The 18259-nt window shown below is 32.7% G+C and carries 15 protein-coding genes; 10 read left to right on the top strand and 5 right to left on the bottom strand.

Annotation, left to right across the window (positions count from 1 at the left end; genetic code table 11):
* Positions 1-289 precede the first annotated feature (289 nt).
* The 7 genes from C8C87_RS14080 to C8C87_RS14050 all read left to right on the top strand — a co-directional run bounded on the left by C8C87_RS14080 (position 290) and on the right by C8C87_RS14050 (position 9772).
* Complete coding sequence (locus C8C87_RS14080; RefSeq protein WP_099716243.1) at positions 290-1060, top strand: DUF3108 domain-containing protein; 771 nt, start codon at positions 290-292, stop codon at positions 1058-1060.
* Positions 1060-1995 carry a tryptophan 2,3-dioxygenase family protein gene (locus tag C8C87_RS14075; RefSeq protein ID WP_121343017.1) on the top strand — a complete coding sequence of 312 codons (936 nt, stop codon included), beginning with the start codon at positions 1060-1062 and terminating at the stop codon, positions 1993-1995. Before C8C87_RS14080 ends, C8C87_RS14075 begins: the two co-directional genes overlap by 1 nt.
* Before the next feature lie 20 nt (positions 1996-2015).
* Positions 2016-3236, top strand: a complete 1221-nt coding sequence (locus tag C8C87_RS14070) for a peptidoglycan DD-metalloendopeptidase family protein (protein WP_121343016.1) — start codon at positions 2016-2018, stop codon at positions 3234-3236.
* Between the two features lie 183 nt (positions 3237-3419).
* The gene (gene pgi / locus C8C87_RS14065) at positions 3420-5063 is read left to right on the top strand and encodes a glucose-6-phosphate isomerase (RefSeq protein ID WP_121343015.1); all 1644 of its coding nucleotides are present in this window, start codon (positions 3420-3422) and stop codon (positions 5061-5063) included.
* Between the two features lie 375 nt (positions 5064-5438).
* Positions 5439-8681 (top strand): carboxypeptidase regulatory-like domain-containing protein, encoded by a 3243-nt coding sequence (locus C8C87_RS14060; RefSeq protein ID WP_121343014.1) that lies wholly within the window; start codon positions 5439-5441, stop codon positions 8679-8681.
* Positions 8682-8773: 92 nt separating this feature from the next.
* The gene (locus C8C87_RS14055) at positions 8774-9208 is read left to right on the top strand and encodes a hypothetical protein (RefSeq protein ID WP_121343013.1); all 435 of its coding nucleotides are present in this window, start codon (positions 8774-8776) and stop codon (positions 9206-9208) included.
* 81 nt (positions 9209-9289) lie between these two features.
* Positions 9290-9772, top strand: a complete 483-nt coding sequence (locus C8C87_RS14050) for a septal ring lytic transglycosylase RlpA family protein (protein ID WP_121343012.1) — start codon at positions 9290-9292, stop codon at positions 9770-9772.
* 1 nt (position 9773) lies between these two features.
* Here C8C87_RS14050 and C8C87_RS14045 read toward each other — a convergent pair whose 3' ends face one another.
* Positions 9774-10241: a CYTH domain-containing protein gene (locus tag C8C87_RS14045; RefSeq protein WP_121343011.1), complete on the bottom strand. Its 468-nt coding sequence runs from the start codon at positions 10239-10241 to the stop codon at positions 9774-9776.
* Between the two features lie 389 nt (positions 10242-10630).
* Here C8C87_RS14045 and C8C87_RS14040 point away from each other — a divergent pair, with 389 nt between their 5' ends.
* The 3 genes from C8C87_RS14040 (at position 10631) to C8C87_RS14030 (ending at position 14468) form a co-directional block, all read left to right on the top strand.
* Complete coding sequence (locus C8C87_RS14040; protein WP_233550040.1) at positions 10631-12721, top strand: site-specific recombinase; 2091 nt, start codon at positions 10631-10633, stop codon at positions 12719-12721.
* A gap of 53 nt (positions 12722-12774) precedes the next feature.
* Complete coding sequence (dinB, locus tag C8C87_RS14035) at positions 12775-13857, top strand: DNA polymerase IV (protein ID WP_099714125.1); 1083 nt, start codon at positions 12775-12777, stop codon at positions 13855-13857.
* A gap of 95 nt (positions 13858-13952) precedes the next feature.
* On the top strand, positions 13953-14468 hold the full coding sequence (locus C8C87_RS14030; protein WP_121343010.1) for a PAS domain-containing protein: 516 nt from the start codon (positions 13953-13955) through the stop codon (positions 14466-14468).
* Positions 14469-14526: 58 nt separating this feature from the next.
* Here the strand turns inward: C8C87_RS14030 and C8C87_RS14025 are convergent, their stop codons facing one another.
* The 4 genes from C8C87_RS14025 to C8C87_RS14010 all read right to left on the bottom strand — a co-directional run bounded on the left by C8C87_RS14025 (position 14527) and on the right by C8C87_RS14010 (position 18252).
* The gene (locus C8C87_RS14025; protein WP_121343009.1) at positions 14527-15297 is read right to left on the bottom strand and encodes a Bax inhibitor-1/YccA family protein; all 771 of its coding nucleotides are present in this window, start codon (positions 15295-15297) and stop codon (positions 14527-14529) included.
* Between the two features lie 175 nt (positions 15298-15472).
* Positions 15473-16903 carry a pyruvate kinase gene (gene pyk, locus C8C87_RS14020; protein WP_121343008.1) on the bottom strand — a complete coding sequence of 477 codons (1431 nt, stop codon included), beginning with the start codon at positions 16901-16903 and terminating at the stop codon, positions 15473-15475.
* 5 nt (positions 16904-16908) lie between these two features.
* Positions 16909-17397 (bottom strand): IPExxxVDY family protein, encoded by a 489-nt coding sequence (locus C8C87_RS14015; protein WP_121343007.1) that lies wholly within the window; start codon positions 17395-17397, stop codon positions 16909-16911.
* Positions 17398-17511: 114 nt separating this feature from the next.
* Positions 17512-18252 carry a ribonuclease III family protein gene (locus C8C87_RS14010; RefSeq protein WP_099714130.1) on the bottom strand — a complete coding sequence of 247 codons (741 nt, stop codon included), beginning with the start codon at positions 18250-18252 and terminating at the stop codon, positions 17512-17514.
* Between the last annotated feature and the right edge of the window lie 7 nt (positions 18253-18259).

Genomic DNA, 18259 nt, shown 5'->3' with positions numbered 1-18259 from the left:
ATTATTTTTACATATTGTGAAAAAATAACCGATGAACAGCGTGTTTTTTTGTAAATGTTGTGTTAAACTTTATTTTTCACTAAAATAACTGAATTTGTTAGCTACCTTTGCACTCGCAAAAAGGGAAGGGGTGGTTTCCTTCCTGATTTCATATAAATTTCATAGTTTATAGTTTTTTGGTTAGTTAATAGCATAAAAACTCAGTCATTATTTGACTGAGTTTTTTTGTTTTAATATATTTGGAACAAAATTTGCTATTAGAGTCAATAAATTGACGAATAAAGTAATGATGAAAAAAATAATACTATTCTTTGTAGTGATATTGACCGTAAGTTTTGATTCTCCAAAAGAGGATGCTTATGATGTGGGGGAGTGGTTTAAATTTCGAATTCATTATGGAATAGTAAATGCCGGCTACGCCACATTGGAAGTAAAAGACGCTACAGTAAATAACAGAAAGACGTTTCATGTCGTAGGTAGAGGATATACTACCGGAATGTCTCGATTTTTCTTTAAAGTAGATGACTTATACGAAAGCTATATTGATAAGGATACCAGAAATCCATACCAGTTTGTCCGAAAAATTAATGAAGGCGGGTATACTAAAAACCAAGAAGGCTTTTTTAATCAGTCTACAAATAAAGTCCTTGTTAAAGATTACAAGCATAAAACAGAGAAAACACTTTACGTTCCTAAAAACACACAAGACATTTTGTCTACTTTCTATTATCTAAGGAATTATCCTGGAATTGATAAGTTAAAAATAGGAGAGTCAGTTGCGATTGATATGTTTTTTGATGATGAAACTACTAAATTCAAGCTAAAGTTTATGGGCCGTGAAAATATTACCACTAAATTTGGGGTAGTGTCAACGATGGTTTTTAGACCTTTGGTACAATCGGGACGTGTTTTTAAAGAACAAGAAAGTCTTACCGTTTGGATTTCAGATGACGATAATAAATTACCAATCAGAATAAAAGCCAGCTTGGCAGTAGGTTCTATAAAAGCAGATATAGATGCATATAGAGGATTGAAGTATCCTTTTAAAACAAATAAATAATGAATAATATTGATAGTTCAGAAGCGATTTTAAAGGAAATTGAAATAAAATACCAAGCAATAAATCAAAAAACAGAGACGCAACTGGAAGGATTATTATGGTCAAAACCAATTACGTATTGGGATTATATCCAGACAGATGCATTGTTAAGTCTTCAAGTTCAAAGAACAACGCTTCCTGATGAAATGGTTTTTATTATGTATCATCAGGTGAATGAGCTTATATTTAAGATGATACTTTGGGAAATGCGCCAAATTTCCTATTGTGAAAATATTCAAACTGATTTTTTCACTGAAAGATTAATGAGAATCAGCCGATATTTTGATATGCTAACGACTTCTTTCAGCATTATGGGAGACGGAATGGAAGTAGATCAATATATGAAATTTAGAAATACGCTAACTCCTGCCAGTGGTTTTCAAAGTGCGCAATACCGTTTAATAGAATTTTCCTCTACAGACCTAATAAATCTTATCGATCACCGTTATAGAGAGTCAATAGACAGGAATACGCCTTATGAATTTGCCTTAGAGCATTTGTATTGGCAAGCAGCCGGAAAAGATTATCATACGGGTAAAAAGTCTTTTCTACTGGAGGAATTCGAAAGAAAATATAAGAAGATGTTCCTGAATCATATGGAAGAATATAACACCATAAACATTTGGCAAAAATTCAAACAACTTCCAGATTTAGATCAAAAAAATCCAGAGTTAATATTAGCGATGCGTCATTATGACCATACGGTAAATATTACTTGGGTAATGCAACATTTGAATACTGCAAAGAAATATATAGATCAGAGCGGTAAAGGTGATGGAGAAGCGACAGGAGGAAGTGACTGGAAAAAGTACATGCATCCAAAATACCAACGCAGGATATTTTTTCCGGAATTATGGTCGGCAGAAGAACTGGCGCATTGGGGAGAAGAAAAATAATTTGAATAAAAAAACATAGTTTGAAACAAGTATTATTAGCAATTATAGTATTATTTTCTTTGATTTCTTGTAATAAATCTGATGAGATTCTAGAAAAAGAAATTATTAAACCAGCAGTTAAAAAGATAGAGTTTGGGTTTAAATATTCTGATTTTAATGTTGTTCAGGATACTATAAAAAAGGGAGACACTTTTGGGACTTTACTAGAAGGACAAAATATTGGAGAGCGAGAAGTATATGATATTATCGCTAAAGTAAAAGATACTTTTGATGTGAGAACCATCAGAATAGATAAGCCTTTTACAATGCTTCGGTCAAAAAACAAGAAGAATGATTTACAGGTGTTTATCTATCAGCCGGATGCGTTAAACTATTATGTAGTTGATTTACGCGACACGGCTGTTGTTGCTTATAAAAAAACAAAACCCATTACGATTAAACGACGCACCATTGGTGGGGTTTTGAAAGAATCATTATCAGAAACCTTAGGTAATGCCAAAATCGAAGGAGCTTTGGCAAGTAAAATATCTAAAATTTACGCCTATTCCATCGATTTTATGAAACTCAAAAAAGGAGATCGTTTTGCTATAACTTTTACAGAGCGATTCATAAATGACACTGTTTATGACGGTGTGGAAGAACTGGAAGCTTCGTTTTTTGAATACAAGGGAAAAATTATTTATGCATTTCCTTTTGCCCAAAATCCAGACTCAGATAAAATAGAGTATTACGATGAACAAGGGAAAACGTTGAAAAATTTCTTTCTTAAGTCTCCAATAAAATTCAGTAGAATATCCTCTCGATTTTCAACCAGTAGATTTCATCCTGTTCAGCACAGGTGGAAAGCACATAAAGGAACGGATTATGCAGCGCCACGCGGTACGCCAATTTCTGCAACGGCTGGCGGAGTTGTGGAACAAAGTGGTTTTACTGCCGGAAACGGGAATTTTGTAAAAGTGAAACACAACGGAACCTATTCGACACAATACTTGCACATGTCTAAAATATTAGTGAGACGAGGGCAACGTGTGAGTCAAGGACAGGTTATCGGTTTGGTGGGAAGCACAGGTTTGGCATCAGGCCCGCATGTATGTTATCGATTTTGGAAAAATGGTGTTCAGGTTGATGCTTTGCGATTAAAATTGCCTACCGGCGAACCCATGAGCGGAAGAAATAAAGAGCGATACATTAAAACGATAACTCCGTTAAAATTTCAATTGGATAGTGTTGCTAATTTATAATTCTGCAACTATAAATAAAAAAGACTTATTTGACAGTAAAATAGAAACACTTAGGTGATTGTGGGATGGTCACTATTTAGTGTTTTTCCTGCTAAATTGTTATATAATCGTAAACTCATTTAGCATTAAAACTAATTTCAGTATTTTTGCCAAATTCAAATAATACTACAAACTACCTAATAAATGGCTTTAAATACAATAAACCCAACAGAAACGAGCGCTTGGAAGAAACTTGAAATGCATTACAACGAAATGCAAAAAGCTTCAATGCAAGAATTATTTCAATTGGACGCAACCAGAACTGAAAAATTCAATTTGAAATGGAATGATTTTTTAATTGACTATTCAAAAAATATTATCACTCAAGAAACGCTTCAACTATTATTAGAATTAGCGGATGAGGTGGGACTAAAAAGTGCTATTGCTAATTATTTTGATGGTGCAATAATCAATCAAACCGAAAATAGAGCGGTGCTTCATACCGCATTGCGAGCCAAAGAATCAGCAGTTATTAATGTTGATGGAGATAATGTGGTTTCTGAAGTTTATGAAGTAAAAAGTAAAATAAAAGCATTTACTAATGAAGTTACTTCGGGTGAAAGAACTGGTTACACGGGAAAACCGTTCACGGATGTTGTTAATATAGGTATTGGAGGTTCTGATTTAGGTCCTGCTATGGCTGTCGAGGCTTTGCAATTTTATAAAAATCATCTTAACGTTCATTTTGTTTCAAATGTGGATGGCGATCACGTAAATGAGATTATAAAAAAATTAAATCCAGAAACGACTCTCTTTGTAATTGTTTCTAAAACCTTTACAACACAAGAAACACTGACTAATTCTGAAACTATCAGAAAATGGTTTTTGGAATCAGCTACTCAAGAAGATATTGCTAAACATTTTGTTGCGGTTTCAACCAATATCCAAAAGGTAACAGAGTTTGGGATAAATCCTGATAATGTATTCCCTATGTGGGATTGGGTTGGTGGAAGGTTCTCTTTGTGGAGCGCTGTTGGACTTACAATAAGCTTAGCTGTTGGATACGATAATTTTGATGAATTGTTGCAAGGAGCTAATGAAATGGACGAACATTTTAAAACAGCTGATTTTGACAAAAATATGCCGGTAACATTGGCTTTATTGAGCGTTTGGTACAATAATTTTTTCGGTGCCGAAAGTGAAGCTCTAATTCCTTACACACAATATTTGCAGAAATTAGCTCCTTATTTACAGCAAGGAACGATGGAGAGCAATGGTAAAAGTGTGGGTCGTGATGGAAAGCCGGTAAACTATCAAACAGGAACTATCATTTGGGGAGAGCCGGGAACTAATGCGCAACATGCCTTTTTTCAGTTAATTCACCAAGGAACAAAATTAATTCCTGCAGATTTTATTGGGTTTATAACTCCTTTATATGGTGATAATGATCATCACGATAAACTAATGTCTAACTTTTTTGCACAAACGGAAGCGTTGATGCATGGAAAATCTGGAGAACAAGTTCAAGCTGAATTTGACAAACAAGGTATTTCAGAGGAGAAAGCCAAATTTCTTCTACCGTTTAAAGTTTTTACAGGTAATAAGCCTACGAATACTATTTTAATCCAGAAACTATCTCCAAAAACGTTGGGTTCTTTGATTGCTTTGTATGAACACAAGATTTTTGTACAAGGAATTATCTGGAATATTTTTAGTTTTGATCAATGGGGAGTGGAATTAGGAAAACAATTAGCTAATTCTATTTTGGATGAAATTAATACAAAAACAGTCAAAAATCATGACAGTTCAACCACTTATTTATTGAATCATTTTCTGATGAATAAATAGAGTAAATTATGCTGTTTGTTTTTACAATTTCATAAGATTTTTTATAATTTAAAAATTTATTGCTTTTTTTAATATTTAAAAGAAGTCAAAAGCCCTGATTTTATCTAAATCAGGGCTTTTTGTTTATAAGTTACTCTGTTTTAGTAATTTTTTAAAAAACAGCCTTATTTTTTGCTCAAATTTATTTTTGCTTTTTTTGTTAAAATATTAACAAAAAACTAATAAAATAAATGATAATTACATTTTTTAATAAAAAAAAACCCAAAATAAATTTAAGTAAAAAATCCTACTTGAAAAGATGCTTTTCTTAACGTTGTGTTAACTTTTTAAACCAAAAATGTTATATTTTTGCCAAATATTAATAAACTAAACAATATGAAAAAATTATTAAAATTATTTTTAATTCTAGTTGTACTAATGTTTGCTAACTCTGGAGCTTATGCTCAGGGTAACACTACCTCTTCTATTAGTGGTAATGTTTATGATAAGGACTCTCAAACCTTACCAGGAGCATCAATTCTTGCAACCCACACTCCATCAGGTACTCGATACACTGCATCTACAGATGGCACAGGTAACTTCAGAATATCAAACATGAGAGTTGGAGGTCCGTACAAAATTGTAATTACTTTTGTTGGATTTAAAACTTTTGAAGATAGTGATGTTTATCTTCAATTAGGTGATACAAAAGATTTTAAAGTTGTCTTGCAAGAAGAGTCAAATGAATTACAAGAAGTTGTAGTTAGAACTTCAAGAGATAATACTTTTAATTCACAAAGAACAGGAGCTCAAACAGTAATTAATTCAGATAAGATTAAAGCATTGCCTTCTTTATCTAGAAATATTTCAGATTTTGCCAGACTAACACCACAAGCTCAATTAAGAGGTGATGATGTGTTATCTATTGGAGGTCAAAACAACAGATTCAATGCTATTTATATTGATGGGGCTGTAAGTAATGACGTTTTTGGATTAGCAGCAAATGGAACTAATGGAGGTCAAACAGGAGTAAGTCCTATCTCTATTGATGCAATTGAGCAATTTCAAGTAAGTGTTGCTCCTTATGATGTAAAATTATCTGGATTTGCAGGTGGAGCTATTAGTGCAATCACTCGTTCAGGAACTAATAATTTTGAAGGATCTGCTTACTTTTTTAACAGAGACGAAAATTTAGCAGCAAAAACACCTCCTTCATTAGCGGGAGCAAATGGAAGACAAAAATTAGCTGATTTCTCAGCACAGACTTATGGAGTTCGTGCAGGTGGAGCAATAGTAAAAGATAAATTGTTTTATTTCATCAATTATGAAAAACAAGACAATGAAACACCACAGCCTTTTGATCCATCAACTTACACAGGTTTGTCAGTAAATAGATTGGGAGAATTAAGAGCTAAACTTGCTACTTATGGATATGATCCAGGTTCATTTGAAAATAATGTAAGAACATTAGTAAGTGATAAAATCATTGGTAAATTAGACTGGAATATTAATGACAATCACAAATTGTCTTTAAAACACAGTTATGTAAAAGCGGAGAATTTTTCACCAAGCCGTTCATCAGCAACTTCAATTAGTTTTATAAATGGTAGTCAATTATTTAATTCTACAACTAATTCAACTGCTTTAGAATTAAACTCAAGATTTGGAAATAAATTTTCAAATAATTTAGTTGTTGCTTACACTAGTGTACTAGATGATAGAGATGCAGCAGGAGATCCATTCCCTTCAGTACAAATATTTGATGGTGCTAATCAAAGTATTTTCTTTGGAGCTGAAGGATTTTCTACAGCTAACCTTTTAGATCAAAAAACATTGACTATTTCAGATAATTTTGAAATTAATGCTGGAATGAGTAAAATAACTATTGGTACTCACAATGAATTTTCATCTTCTAGAAATGTTTTCTTCGGTAACAATTTTGGTTCATACAGATATGCTACTTTAAATGATTTTTTAAACGATGCTAAACCAAATAGATTCCAGTTAAATTATTCTTTAATTGGTGGAGAAGGTGATGATTCACAAGGAGCAGCTGAATTTGGAACTAAACAATTTGGATTCTATATTCAAAATGACATGAAACTGAACAGTAGTCTTAGAGTTTCTTACGGTATTAGAGTAGATATTCCTGTTTGGGAAGATGGATTAGGAAATGATGATTTTAATAACAGAACAATAGGTTTGTTACAAGCTGCAGGTAAAAATTTACAAGGAGCGACTGTTGGAAAAGGAATCAGAAATACTGCTCACCTTGCACCACGTTTTGGATTCAATTATGATCTTAACGGAAAAAAATCTACTCAGTTTAGAGGTGGATTTGGTATATTTACTTCTAGATTGCCTTTAGTATGGCCAGGTGGTACTTACAATAACAATGGTGTTTCTCAAGGTGCCATTTCAATAACAAGTCCTACAGGAATGCCTACATTCAATCCAAATCCAAGTGTTGCTAGTCAAATTGCACCGCTTCCGGCATCTTATCCACGTCCAGGTTCTGGAGGTAGAGGTGGAAATGTTGATTTGTTTGCAAAAGATTTCAAATTGCCTCAAGTATTCAAAGCAAGTTTTGCTGTTGATCAAAAATTACCATTAGGTTTTGTTTTGACATCTGAAATCACTTACAATGATAATATTAGTGCAATCACTTATGAGAACTTGAACATTAAAGCTGCCTCAAGCGCTTTAACAGGAGCAGATACAAGACCTCGTTATAATGGAAACAGCAGAGTAGACCCTTCTTATTTAGGAATATATCTTGCTTCAAATACAGATGAAGGTACAGCTTACAATCTTGCTTTCACATTATCTAAAAACTTCAGATCTGATTTCATTGATGCTAATATCTCTGGAACTTATTCTTACGGTAAATCTACTGTTCTACTTGATGCTACTTCTTCTCAAAATAGTTCACAATGGAATAATACTGAAACGGTTAATGGTGCAAATTCTTTAGCACTTTCAAGATCTGATTTCGATCAAGGAAGAAGAATTATCTCTAATGGTAATGCAACATTCAAATGGAGTAAATTCACTAAATCTAGAATAGGTGTATTCTACGAAGGTGCTCAAGGAACTCCAATCAGTTATGTTTATAATGATTCTGGTCGTTTATTGCAAGATACTTTCTCTAATTCAGCGTTGATTTATATTCCAGCTGCTCAAAGTGAAATTAGACTTGTTTCAACTACTGCAAATACTTTAACTCCACAACAACAATGGGATGCTTTAAGTGCTTTTATTGAAGGGAATGAGTATTTAAGAGGTAGAAAAGGTGGTTATGCTGAACGTAATGGTGACCGTTTAAAAACAAGCCATGTTGTAGATTTAAAATTCGCTCAAGAATTTACTTTTAACATCGGTAAAAAGAAACATACATTAGAGTTTACTGCTGATATTTTTAACTTCACCAATCTTTTAAATAAAAATTGGGGTAAAAGATATTTTACAAGTAATGACCAAGTACAATTGTTAACACAAGTTGGTTTCTTAACAGGTACTAACACTCCTACATTTAGTTACAATCCTACTGTAGGAAATAGTATTAACCAAGTTGATGATGTTGGTCTTAACTCTTCAAGATGGCAAATGCAAACTGGTGTTCGTTATACGTTCAACTAGTTTAGTTTAAAATATTGGAACCCTCATTTCATTGAAATGAGGGTTTTTTTATGCCTTTTTTTCTTATATTTGTTAAAACAAAAACATTATTTATGTACGATTTTATTCAAAAATTCCATTCAGGTTGGGCTTATTTAGCACTTTTAGTATTAGTGATTGCAGTTGTTAATTCCTTTATTGGAATGTCTTCTAAAAAAGATTTTACTTCAAAAGACAGGAAAATTGCATTGTTTGCATTAATAGCAATACATACTCAATTATTAGTTGGGTTGATTTTATATTTCGTGTCTCCTAATGGATTAAATATGATAAAAGCAGTTGGAATGGGAGGGTTAACAACTGAAAGCAGATTACTGGCTCTAGAGCATCCTTTAATAAATATTATTGCAATTGTTTTAATCACTATAGGTTGGTCAAAACATAAAAAATTAATAGCCAGTGAATCAAAATTCAAAACTTTCTCTATTTTTTATGGTTTAGGATTAGTGCTTATTTTAAGTAGGATTCCATGGAAAATTTGGTTTTAAAAACCAATTAAAGCTCTAGAAATAGGGCTTTTTTTATCTAGGTATGGTTTTTGTAAAATAGATTTAACTAATACGATATATATGAAAAAAGCAATAACATTATTTTTTTTACTTGCAATTATTAGCTTAGTCAGCAGCCAAAGTTCAATCACAGAAAAACAGAAAGCAGCAACACAAAAAGATACGCTCAAGAAGGGTAAAGCAACTGTTGAATTGCAAGAAAATAAAATAGATTCTTTAATAACTTCATTAGGAAAATTTAAAATCTATAAAAAAGAAGCACATGCGTCTTATTATGCTGATAAATTTAATGGAAAACGGACTACAAGCGGTAGGAAATTTGATAATAATAAATATACTGCAGCACACAAAAAACTTCCTTTTGGCACAAAAGTAAAAGTGACTAATGAGAAAAATGGAAAATCCGTAATTGTGGAAATTACCGATAGAGGACCATTTGTAAAATCTAGAGAAATTGATCTTTCAAAACGAGCATTTATGGATATAGCCTCTAATAAAAGTAGTGGAGGAATGCAAGTGACAATAGCGGTATTAAGTAATTAAATCACCAATTTTTGTATGGATTAGTGCTTAAATAAGCATTATAATAGCGATTGATATTAGTCACTTCTTCACCTAGCCAACTTGGTTTTTCAAAAGTTTCCGTTTCAGAATCAAGCTCAATTTCAGCGATAATCAAGCCATCATTTTCGCCATAAAATTCATCAACCTCAAAAATATGTTCGCCTCGTTTTATCTCAAAACGGGTCTTATCAATAACACCTTTCTCGCATAACAATAGTAATTCCTTTGCTTCAGCAACAGGAATTTCTTTTTCCCACTCAAAACGGGACATGCCGGAATCATTCGAAATCCCTTTTATGGTCAAATACCCTCTGTCGCCTTTTATGCGTACACGCACCGTGCGTTCTGGTGCAGAACTCAAATACCCTTGCGCAATATGATTTTGTGCGAAAGCTTCAGCTTTGAATGAATCGTTTAAAACCAAAAATTTTCTTTCTATTTCAATCATTTTTTATAAATATTTTGGAGCTTTATCCAGTTATTCGTTTCAATTTCTCAATCATAAAACTTTTTTCTATTTTTAAAAAAGGAGCTTCTTGGGTCGCTCTTTTTTAAAAAGAAAAAATAGTTTTTTTCAATCGAAGATTTCCACTTCTATCTGGGCTAATCCAGAAACTCAAAGGTATCAAATATTTCTATTTTTCGGGCTTTAATATCTTCCGTTAAGATTGTATAATCAAAAACAATAGTCTTAATTATACCATGAATTAGTTTTCGAGCAAATATATTTTAGTACCTAAATTGTGTATAAAGGATAGTTTGCACCTAGTTTAACAGTTATTTTATGAATAAGTTAATGGAAGTTATTGCGTCGATTTGTATTTTTACAAAAACCGAATGAATTTTAATATGCCAATTTTCAAAGTAAAATCTAAGCCAACACCTGCAACACTACTGATTAAGTTTTTTGGAGAAAGCCAATCCTGGCGTGAAACAGAGGATAACTTAGAACCTTTAATCGAATTAATCAGGCTGATTAGACCTTTGAAAATTAAAAATCTGGAAACGGTTGATTTACAGGAAATCATTTCTTTTTTCAACGAAAATGATTCTTGCAGAGAACAATTTTCAATCTATCTGAAAGAAATAGTAAAAGACAAAAAATTCAATAAAATACTTTCTGACGCAGCTATTCTACAGGATGTAGACTTTATTTTTGAAGTCAAAAAAAGAATATTCGCTAAATTTTTACCCTACCAGCCTCAAAAAGATACTTTAGAATACATACTGAATCAGGTTTTCCATTTAGCCAATGATACCATTTGGATTAACAAAATTCCATCAAGTCAATTGGAAGAATTATACGGACTTTTAAAATTTAAATCAATTTATGAAAGTGTTGAACCTAATTCTGTTTTGTCGGAAGTATTAGTTGCAATGGATTTAATCACGCAACGCATTAGTGGCCGAGCCTTGGAAACGGATGTTATCAAAATGGTGCCGGAATTTGATGATTATGAAAGTCCTTTTACAGCTTTTGAAAAGGAATTATTCCTTATTGAAGACAGAATTAGAAATTCCGAAAACCATTTTATTAAGTCAGATGATTTGTCCTATGCTCAGGTATTGGTTTTGCATAAGCAATGTGAAGACTTTGTGGAGAAAGCATTTCATAACAGTTCAAAATATGGCATTTCGCTTCGTGTAAATCAGAATTTATTAAAAATTAGACAGCAATTAGTTCGGCTTAAGTTTTTAATTTCGTTATTGATTATAGATAAAGGGAATGATAAAAAAAACAATGGAATTGCATTGGCTCTACACTTAATTAAGTACAATTGCTATAAGAATAATGTCAGGAAGTTTATTGGCGAAAGCACTCAGCTTATTTCCTATGAAATAACGCAACATACAGCTAAAACCGGTGAACATTATATTACTGAAAGCCGTAAGGAGTATTTCAAAATGTTTAGAACTGCTTTAGGAGGAGGATTTATAGTAGGGATTTTATGCATTATTAAAGTTTTGCTTTCTAAAGCTGACACCAGTTTTTTTGGGCATGCTTTTCTTTATAGCATGAATTATGCTTTTGGATTCATTGCTATTTATCTTTTAGGTTTTACGCTGGCGACAAAACAACCGGCGATGACAGCTTCAGCTTTAATAAAAGCATTGGAGGAAGGTGTTATAAAAAAAGGGAAAGATGCTGAAAAGTATAAAGCTTTTGCTATTCTTTTTGCACGTGTATTTCGTTCTCAGTTTATCGCTTTTGTGGGGAATGTAATCATGGCTTTTCCGGTTTCGCTACTTGGAATCTGGGCTATTGATTATACATTACAATACAATATTGCTGCAACTAAATGGGAAGGGTTGCTTATTGATTTGAGCCCTATTCACTCATTAGCCATACTTCATGCAGCTATTGCCGGAGTGTTTTTATTTTTATCAGGAATCATCTCCGGAAGTATTGCAAACAGGGACAAACACAACCAAGTATATTTCCGAATTACAGAGCATCCTTTGCTGAAAAGGAGTTTTGGAAAAGAAAGAACGGTTAAATTAGCTAAATTATATAGAAAAAGATGGGCTGGGATTATTTCAAATTTCTGGTTTGGAATATTCATGGGAAGTACTGCCTCTATAGGTTTGTTTTTAGGATTGAATCTTGATATTCGACACATCACTTTTGGAAGCGGAAACTTGGCTTTGGCGCTTTATGGTGCGAATTATGCGGTAAGTAACTCCATGTTATTCTGGGGTATTTTTGGGATTGGTATTATAGGATTGGTTAACTTTATAGTAAGTTTTAGTCTTTCACTAGGGCTTGCATTCCGTTCTAGAGCTATCTCATTATTCGAATTGCGATTTGTCACAGTTTCCATTTGGAATCATTTCAAGTCGAGGCCCATTAGTTTCTTTTTTCCAACAGAAAAGAAAAATAAATCGGAAGTTGTAGAAAACTATTTACATGTGGAAGATCAAAAATAATTTTTAGCGTTACTAAATCATTCAAAAAAATAGTGCTTATTCAACCAGTTTAGATGCAGGAATTAATTCCAAATAGAAAAATCATACATGTAGACATGGACGCTTTCTATGCTTCAGTAGAGCAAATGGATAATCCATTATTGCGTGGGAAGCCTATTGCTGTAGGTGGCTCAGAAAATCGAGGTGTTGTTGCTGCAGCAAGTTATGAAGCCAGAAAATTTGGAGTTCGAAGCGCTATTAGTGGTGTTATGGCCAAAAAAAATTGTCCGGAACTTATTTTTGTACGACCACGTTTTGACAGATACAAGGAAATTTCGAGTAAAATTCAAAAGATTTTTTATGAATATACGGACTTAGTTGAGCCATTGTCGCTTGACGAAGCGTATTTAGACGTAACCAATAATAAAAAAGGGAATCCTAGTGCTACGTTATTGGCACAGGAAATAAGACAGCGTATTTTTGACGAAGTGGGCTTGACAGCTTCGGCAGGAATATCAGTGAATAAGTTTGTGGCTAAAATTGCCAGTGATTACAACAAACCCAATGGTCAGAAAACCGTGAATCCGGATGAAGTTATTTCGTTCTTGGAAGAATTGCCTATTCGGAAATTTCATGGTGTTGGAAAAGTAACCACCGAAAAAATGTACCAACTGGGGATTTTTACGGGAGTGGAATTGAAAAGCAAAACATTGGAATTCCTGGAGAAGCATTTCGGGAAATCGGGAAACTTTTATTACAATGTTGTAAGAGGAATTCATAACAGCGAAGTGAAATCAAACCGAATTACAAAATCAGTTGCCGCCGAACATACTTTTGACGTTAATCTGTCTTCTGAAATTTTTATGATTGAGAAATTAGAGGTTATTGCCGCTGCATTAGAAAAAAGATTAAAAAGATATAATGTAGCCGGTAAAACAATTACTTTAAAAATAAAATACAGTGATTTTACACAACAAACTCGAAGTAAAACGTTGCCTTATTTTATTTCAGATAAAGGTTTGATTGTAGAAATTGTAAAGGAGTTGTTGTATCAAGAACGCATGAAGGATTCTGTGCGATTACTTGGAATTTCACTCAGTAATTTAAATACTGAAGAGAAAAAGTTTGTTGTTGTGCAGTTAAAATTTGATTTTTGATGAGCTAATTCACTCGTTCAACAATGGTTAAAGTCTAGAATATGTTGTTTTCTTTTTATAAATAAAATTATATTTGGTTTTAAATACAAAAGGGCATGAATAATTTTAGACAATATGAAGAGGCTATTGCCAAGTATCACAACGGTTTAAGCGTAAAGACAGTTCCCGTTTCATCTTGGAATTTCCATAATGATTTTTTAGGATTGATGAAGAATATCTTTGTGGATTTAAGCAAGTTGCATGCGTTATCTTCTCAAAATAAATGGATTCAAAATAATTGGGATTTAAAAACTCGATTGAGGGAAGAGGTAATAATTTTGACAGATACTAAATTGAATATTATTTTTGCATCGCATAATATGATAAAGATGAATGGTTATGTTGAAGCAGAAGTTTTAGGTAAAAAACCAAAGATTTTTCAAGGTGATGCAACCGATTTAACAGTTTCGAGCGAAATACGTACTGCTATATCGCTTCAACAACCTTTTGAAAAAACGGTGATGAATTATAAAAAAAATGGAGATGTTTATGCCTGTTTGATCAAAGGATTTCCAGTCTTCAATACAAAAGGGCAATTAAGCCACTACATAGCTTTTGAGAAAGCGGCATAAAAGAGAAAACCTTTCCAATTTGGAAAGGTTTTCTCTTTTATAAAAACTTATGATGGTTTTAATTTTTACTGTTCAATTTAGACAGCAATCTTAAAAACTCGATATACAACCAAACTAGTGTAATCATTAATCCCATTGCGCCATACCATTCCATGTATTTTGGCATTTTCTGTTCGGCTCCTTTTTCTATTCGGTCAAAATCTAAAAACAAATTTAAAGCGGCAACCACAATAACAAAAATACTGATTCCAATGCTCATCATTGAATTTCCATAATGCACGGGAACAAAGCTCGTAAACATAGAAAATACCCAAGATATAAGATAATATGTTGCTATAGCAAGTGTCGCTGCCACAATAACCGATTTGAATTGCTCTGTTACTTTTACAATTTTATATTTATACAATCCCAAGCAAACCATAAAAGTAACAAAAGTTGCAGCTACTGCCTGAATTACGATTCCAGGATACATTGCTTCAAATATTGCTGAAATTCCACCAATAAATAGTCCTTCGAACAAAGCATATCCCGGAGCTAAATATGGAGAGTATTGTGGTTTGAAAGCAGAAATAAGCACTAAAACTAATCCAACAATAGCACCGCCAATTGCAGGAACCATCGGATTCATTCCGTTGAAAGCCAACCACCAGATTACTGTTGCAGAAGCGGTAAGCAATAAAAACAAGATTAAACTTTTATTGATGGTGCCAGACAAAGTCATTTCATCGTTATAGTCAATGATAGTAGCTTGATGTGCTTCTTCATTTTTTGAAACTGCAGTTGAAAAAGTTTTGTTGTTTAAAAATGGATTTTTAGAATTGAAACTCATAATTTGTAGGGTTATTTGTTGTTCAAATATAAATTTTATTTTGCAGATGATTGTTTAAATAGTCTTAAAATTTTTTCAAAGGAAAATCCTATTACATTGATTGATGCATAAAAAAATCCGCCTTATTTCGTTTTAAAACGAGACAAGACGGATAAGTATTTTAGGTAGTTTTAAACTATTCTATTTCGGATACTCTCAAGGTGTTAACCATTCCTTTATCTTTAATAGGCATTGCTGCTAAATTGATAAGGAAATCTCCTTTTTGTACAAAACCTTTTTGTTTTACAATTTCGTTTATGTCAGTTACGGTATCATCCGTGCTTACATCTTTGGAGTACATGAAAGATTTTACACCCCATAATAAATTAAGTTGTGTAAGGATTCTTTTATTAGAGGTAAAAACTAAAATATGTGCATTAGGTCTCCAAGCCGAAATTTGGAAAGCAGTATAACCACTATTTGTCAATGTACAGATAGCTTTTGCTTTGATAACGTTAGCCATAGTTGCCGCATGGTGACAAATTGTTTTAGTGATAAAACGTTTTGTTTTAATTTGTGGTGTGTTTTGGGGTACTTGAATTAGCGGAGAATCTTCTACTGCTTCAATGATTTGAGTCATTTTTTGGATAACTTGAACAGGATAATTTCCAGTAGCAGTTTCTCCAGAAAGCATTACAGCATCTGCACCATCCATAACTGAGTTCGCAACATCATTTACCTCTGCACGAGTTGGCGTCAAGCTTGTGATCATTGTTTCCATCATTTGCGTAGCAACGATAACAGGAATACGAGCTGTTTTAGCTCTACGAATCAATTCTTTTTGAACTAAAGGTACTTCGTGTGCAGGAAGTTCAACTCCTAAATCTCCACGAGCAACCATTAACGCATCACAATACGCAACAATTTTGTCAATATTTTCTAATGCTTCCGGCATCTCTATTTTGGCAACAATTGGAATTTTATATTCAGAATGTTGTGCAATTAATTCCTGTAAATCTTGTAAGTCTCTTGGTGTTTTCACAAAAGATAATGCAATCCAATCAACGTTTTGTCCAATGGCAAAAATAGCATCTGCTATATCTTTCTCAGTCATTGCAGGAAGAGAAATTTTTGTATTAGGTAAATTTACTCCTTTTTTAGATTTCAATTCACCACCTTGAATTACTCTTGCTATAACTTCTGATTTTTTATCAGTTTCAACGATTTCAAAGATAAGTTTTCCATCATCAAGCAAAATTCTTTCTCCAGGATTTACATCATTTGGAAAGTTTTGGTATTTCATGAATACTTTCTTTGCTGTCCCAAGAATGTCTTCGGCAGTCGTAAATGTAATTAAATCACCGTCATGTACAACTACGCCTTCTTCCATAACTCCTACACGAAGTTTAGGTCCTTGTAAATCACCTAGGATTGCAGTTGTATAGCCAAATTCTTCATTAAGACCTCGTATGATATTAATTTTTTCTTTTACATCATTGTAGTCAGCATGTGAAAAATTCACTCTAAATACATTTACACCGGCATCAATCATGTCTTTTATGATTTCTCTTGTACTACATGCGGGCCCAAGTGTGGCTACAATTTTTGTTTTTTTGTTTGTAAGCATTTGTATTAAAAAATTAAATTGTTTTTTGATTTTATTTGATTTGTATCTACTGTATAAACTGTTGATACGTTATCTATGGTATTTAATAGTATCTGTATTTTTGATACATTCATAGTATCCTCATTATTTTCTATTTTTAAAAAGTAATCTACTTTTTTAAATTCTGGAAGCAAAAAAACTTTTGTTGAAACTTCCATCGTTACATTTGAAAATAAATTTTGAGTACTTCCTTTTTTATATTGAATTACTTCATTTTTATTTTGAATCAAATTCCAAGAGATCTCTTTTTCGGCGTCATTATAATAGAATCTCGAAAAATTTGTTTCTCCTTCTTTTATATTAATTTGAATTTCATTTTTGCTTTTACTCAAATTTATAGGCAGCTTTTGATTAATAAAATAAGCCAATCTATAGTCTTCTAATGAAGTATGAATTGCGATGAGATAGTAATCTATTTCGTCAAATTCGCCAAGATCCAATTTATGAATTGCCATTTCATGAAAAAATAAGATGTAAATATAGTATTTCTATTGAAGCGTAGACCTCTCAAAATAAGATGTTTTTGTTAATTTATGAACGAAAACGTTATAGTTTTATGAAAATTGATATTATTTTCGGTCCATTTTTTCTTGAAATGCAAAATAAGCGCGTTGGGACGCTTTTTCTTCCGCCTTCTTCTTTGAGGTTGCTCTTGCTCTTGCAATCACTTTGTCATCAATACTTAGTTTTACGCCAAACAAACGTTGCCCGTCAATTGCGTTGTCTTCGAAAATATCATAATGAAATATTTTCTTTTCTTTTTGGCACCATTCTATTACCAAACTTTTATAACTTATTACTTTTCCTTCGAGTCTTGCGATATCTACGTAAGGAACTATAACTCTTTTTTGAATAAATTTTTCACAATAGATATAGCCTCTATCCAGGTAAATTGCTCCTACGAGTGATTCAAAGATATTACCATGTATGTTTTCTCCAAAATGCTGTATCGGCACTTTGCTTTCAATATATTGTACTAAATTTAGGTCTTTCCCTAATTCGTTCAAATGTTCTCTGCTTACAATTTTTGAACGCATTTTAGTAAGATAACCTTCGTCTCCAGCGGGCGCTTTGCTAAATAAATGTGCTGCAATTACGGAGCTTAGCATGGCGTCACCTAAAAACTCTAATCGTTCGTAATTAATTGGATTTCCTAAAACATCCAAGCGATTTGAGGAGCGATGTGTGAAGGCTTTCTTGTAATAATCTAAGTTTATTGGGTTAAAACCCAATATTTTCTGAATAGAATCAAAAAAAATCCCGTCTTCTGGAGAACGGGATTTTGAAAATATTTTTCTGATTATACGCATATATAAG

The sequence above is a fragment of the Flavobacterium sp. 120 genome, from assembly GCF_003633605.1.
Classification (GTDB): Bacteria; Bacteroidota; Bacteroidia; order Flavobacteriales; family Flavobacteriaceae; genus Flavobacterium; species Flavobacterium algoritolerans.
The sequence above is the reverse complement of the archived record's forward strand: the minus strand, read 5'-3'. Positions and strand labels throughout refer to the sequence as shown.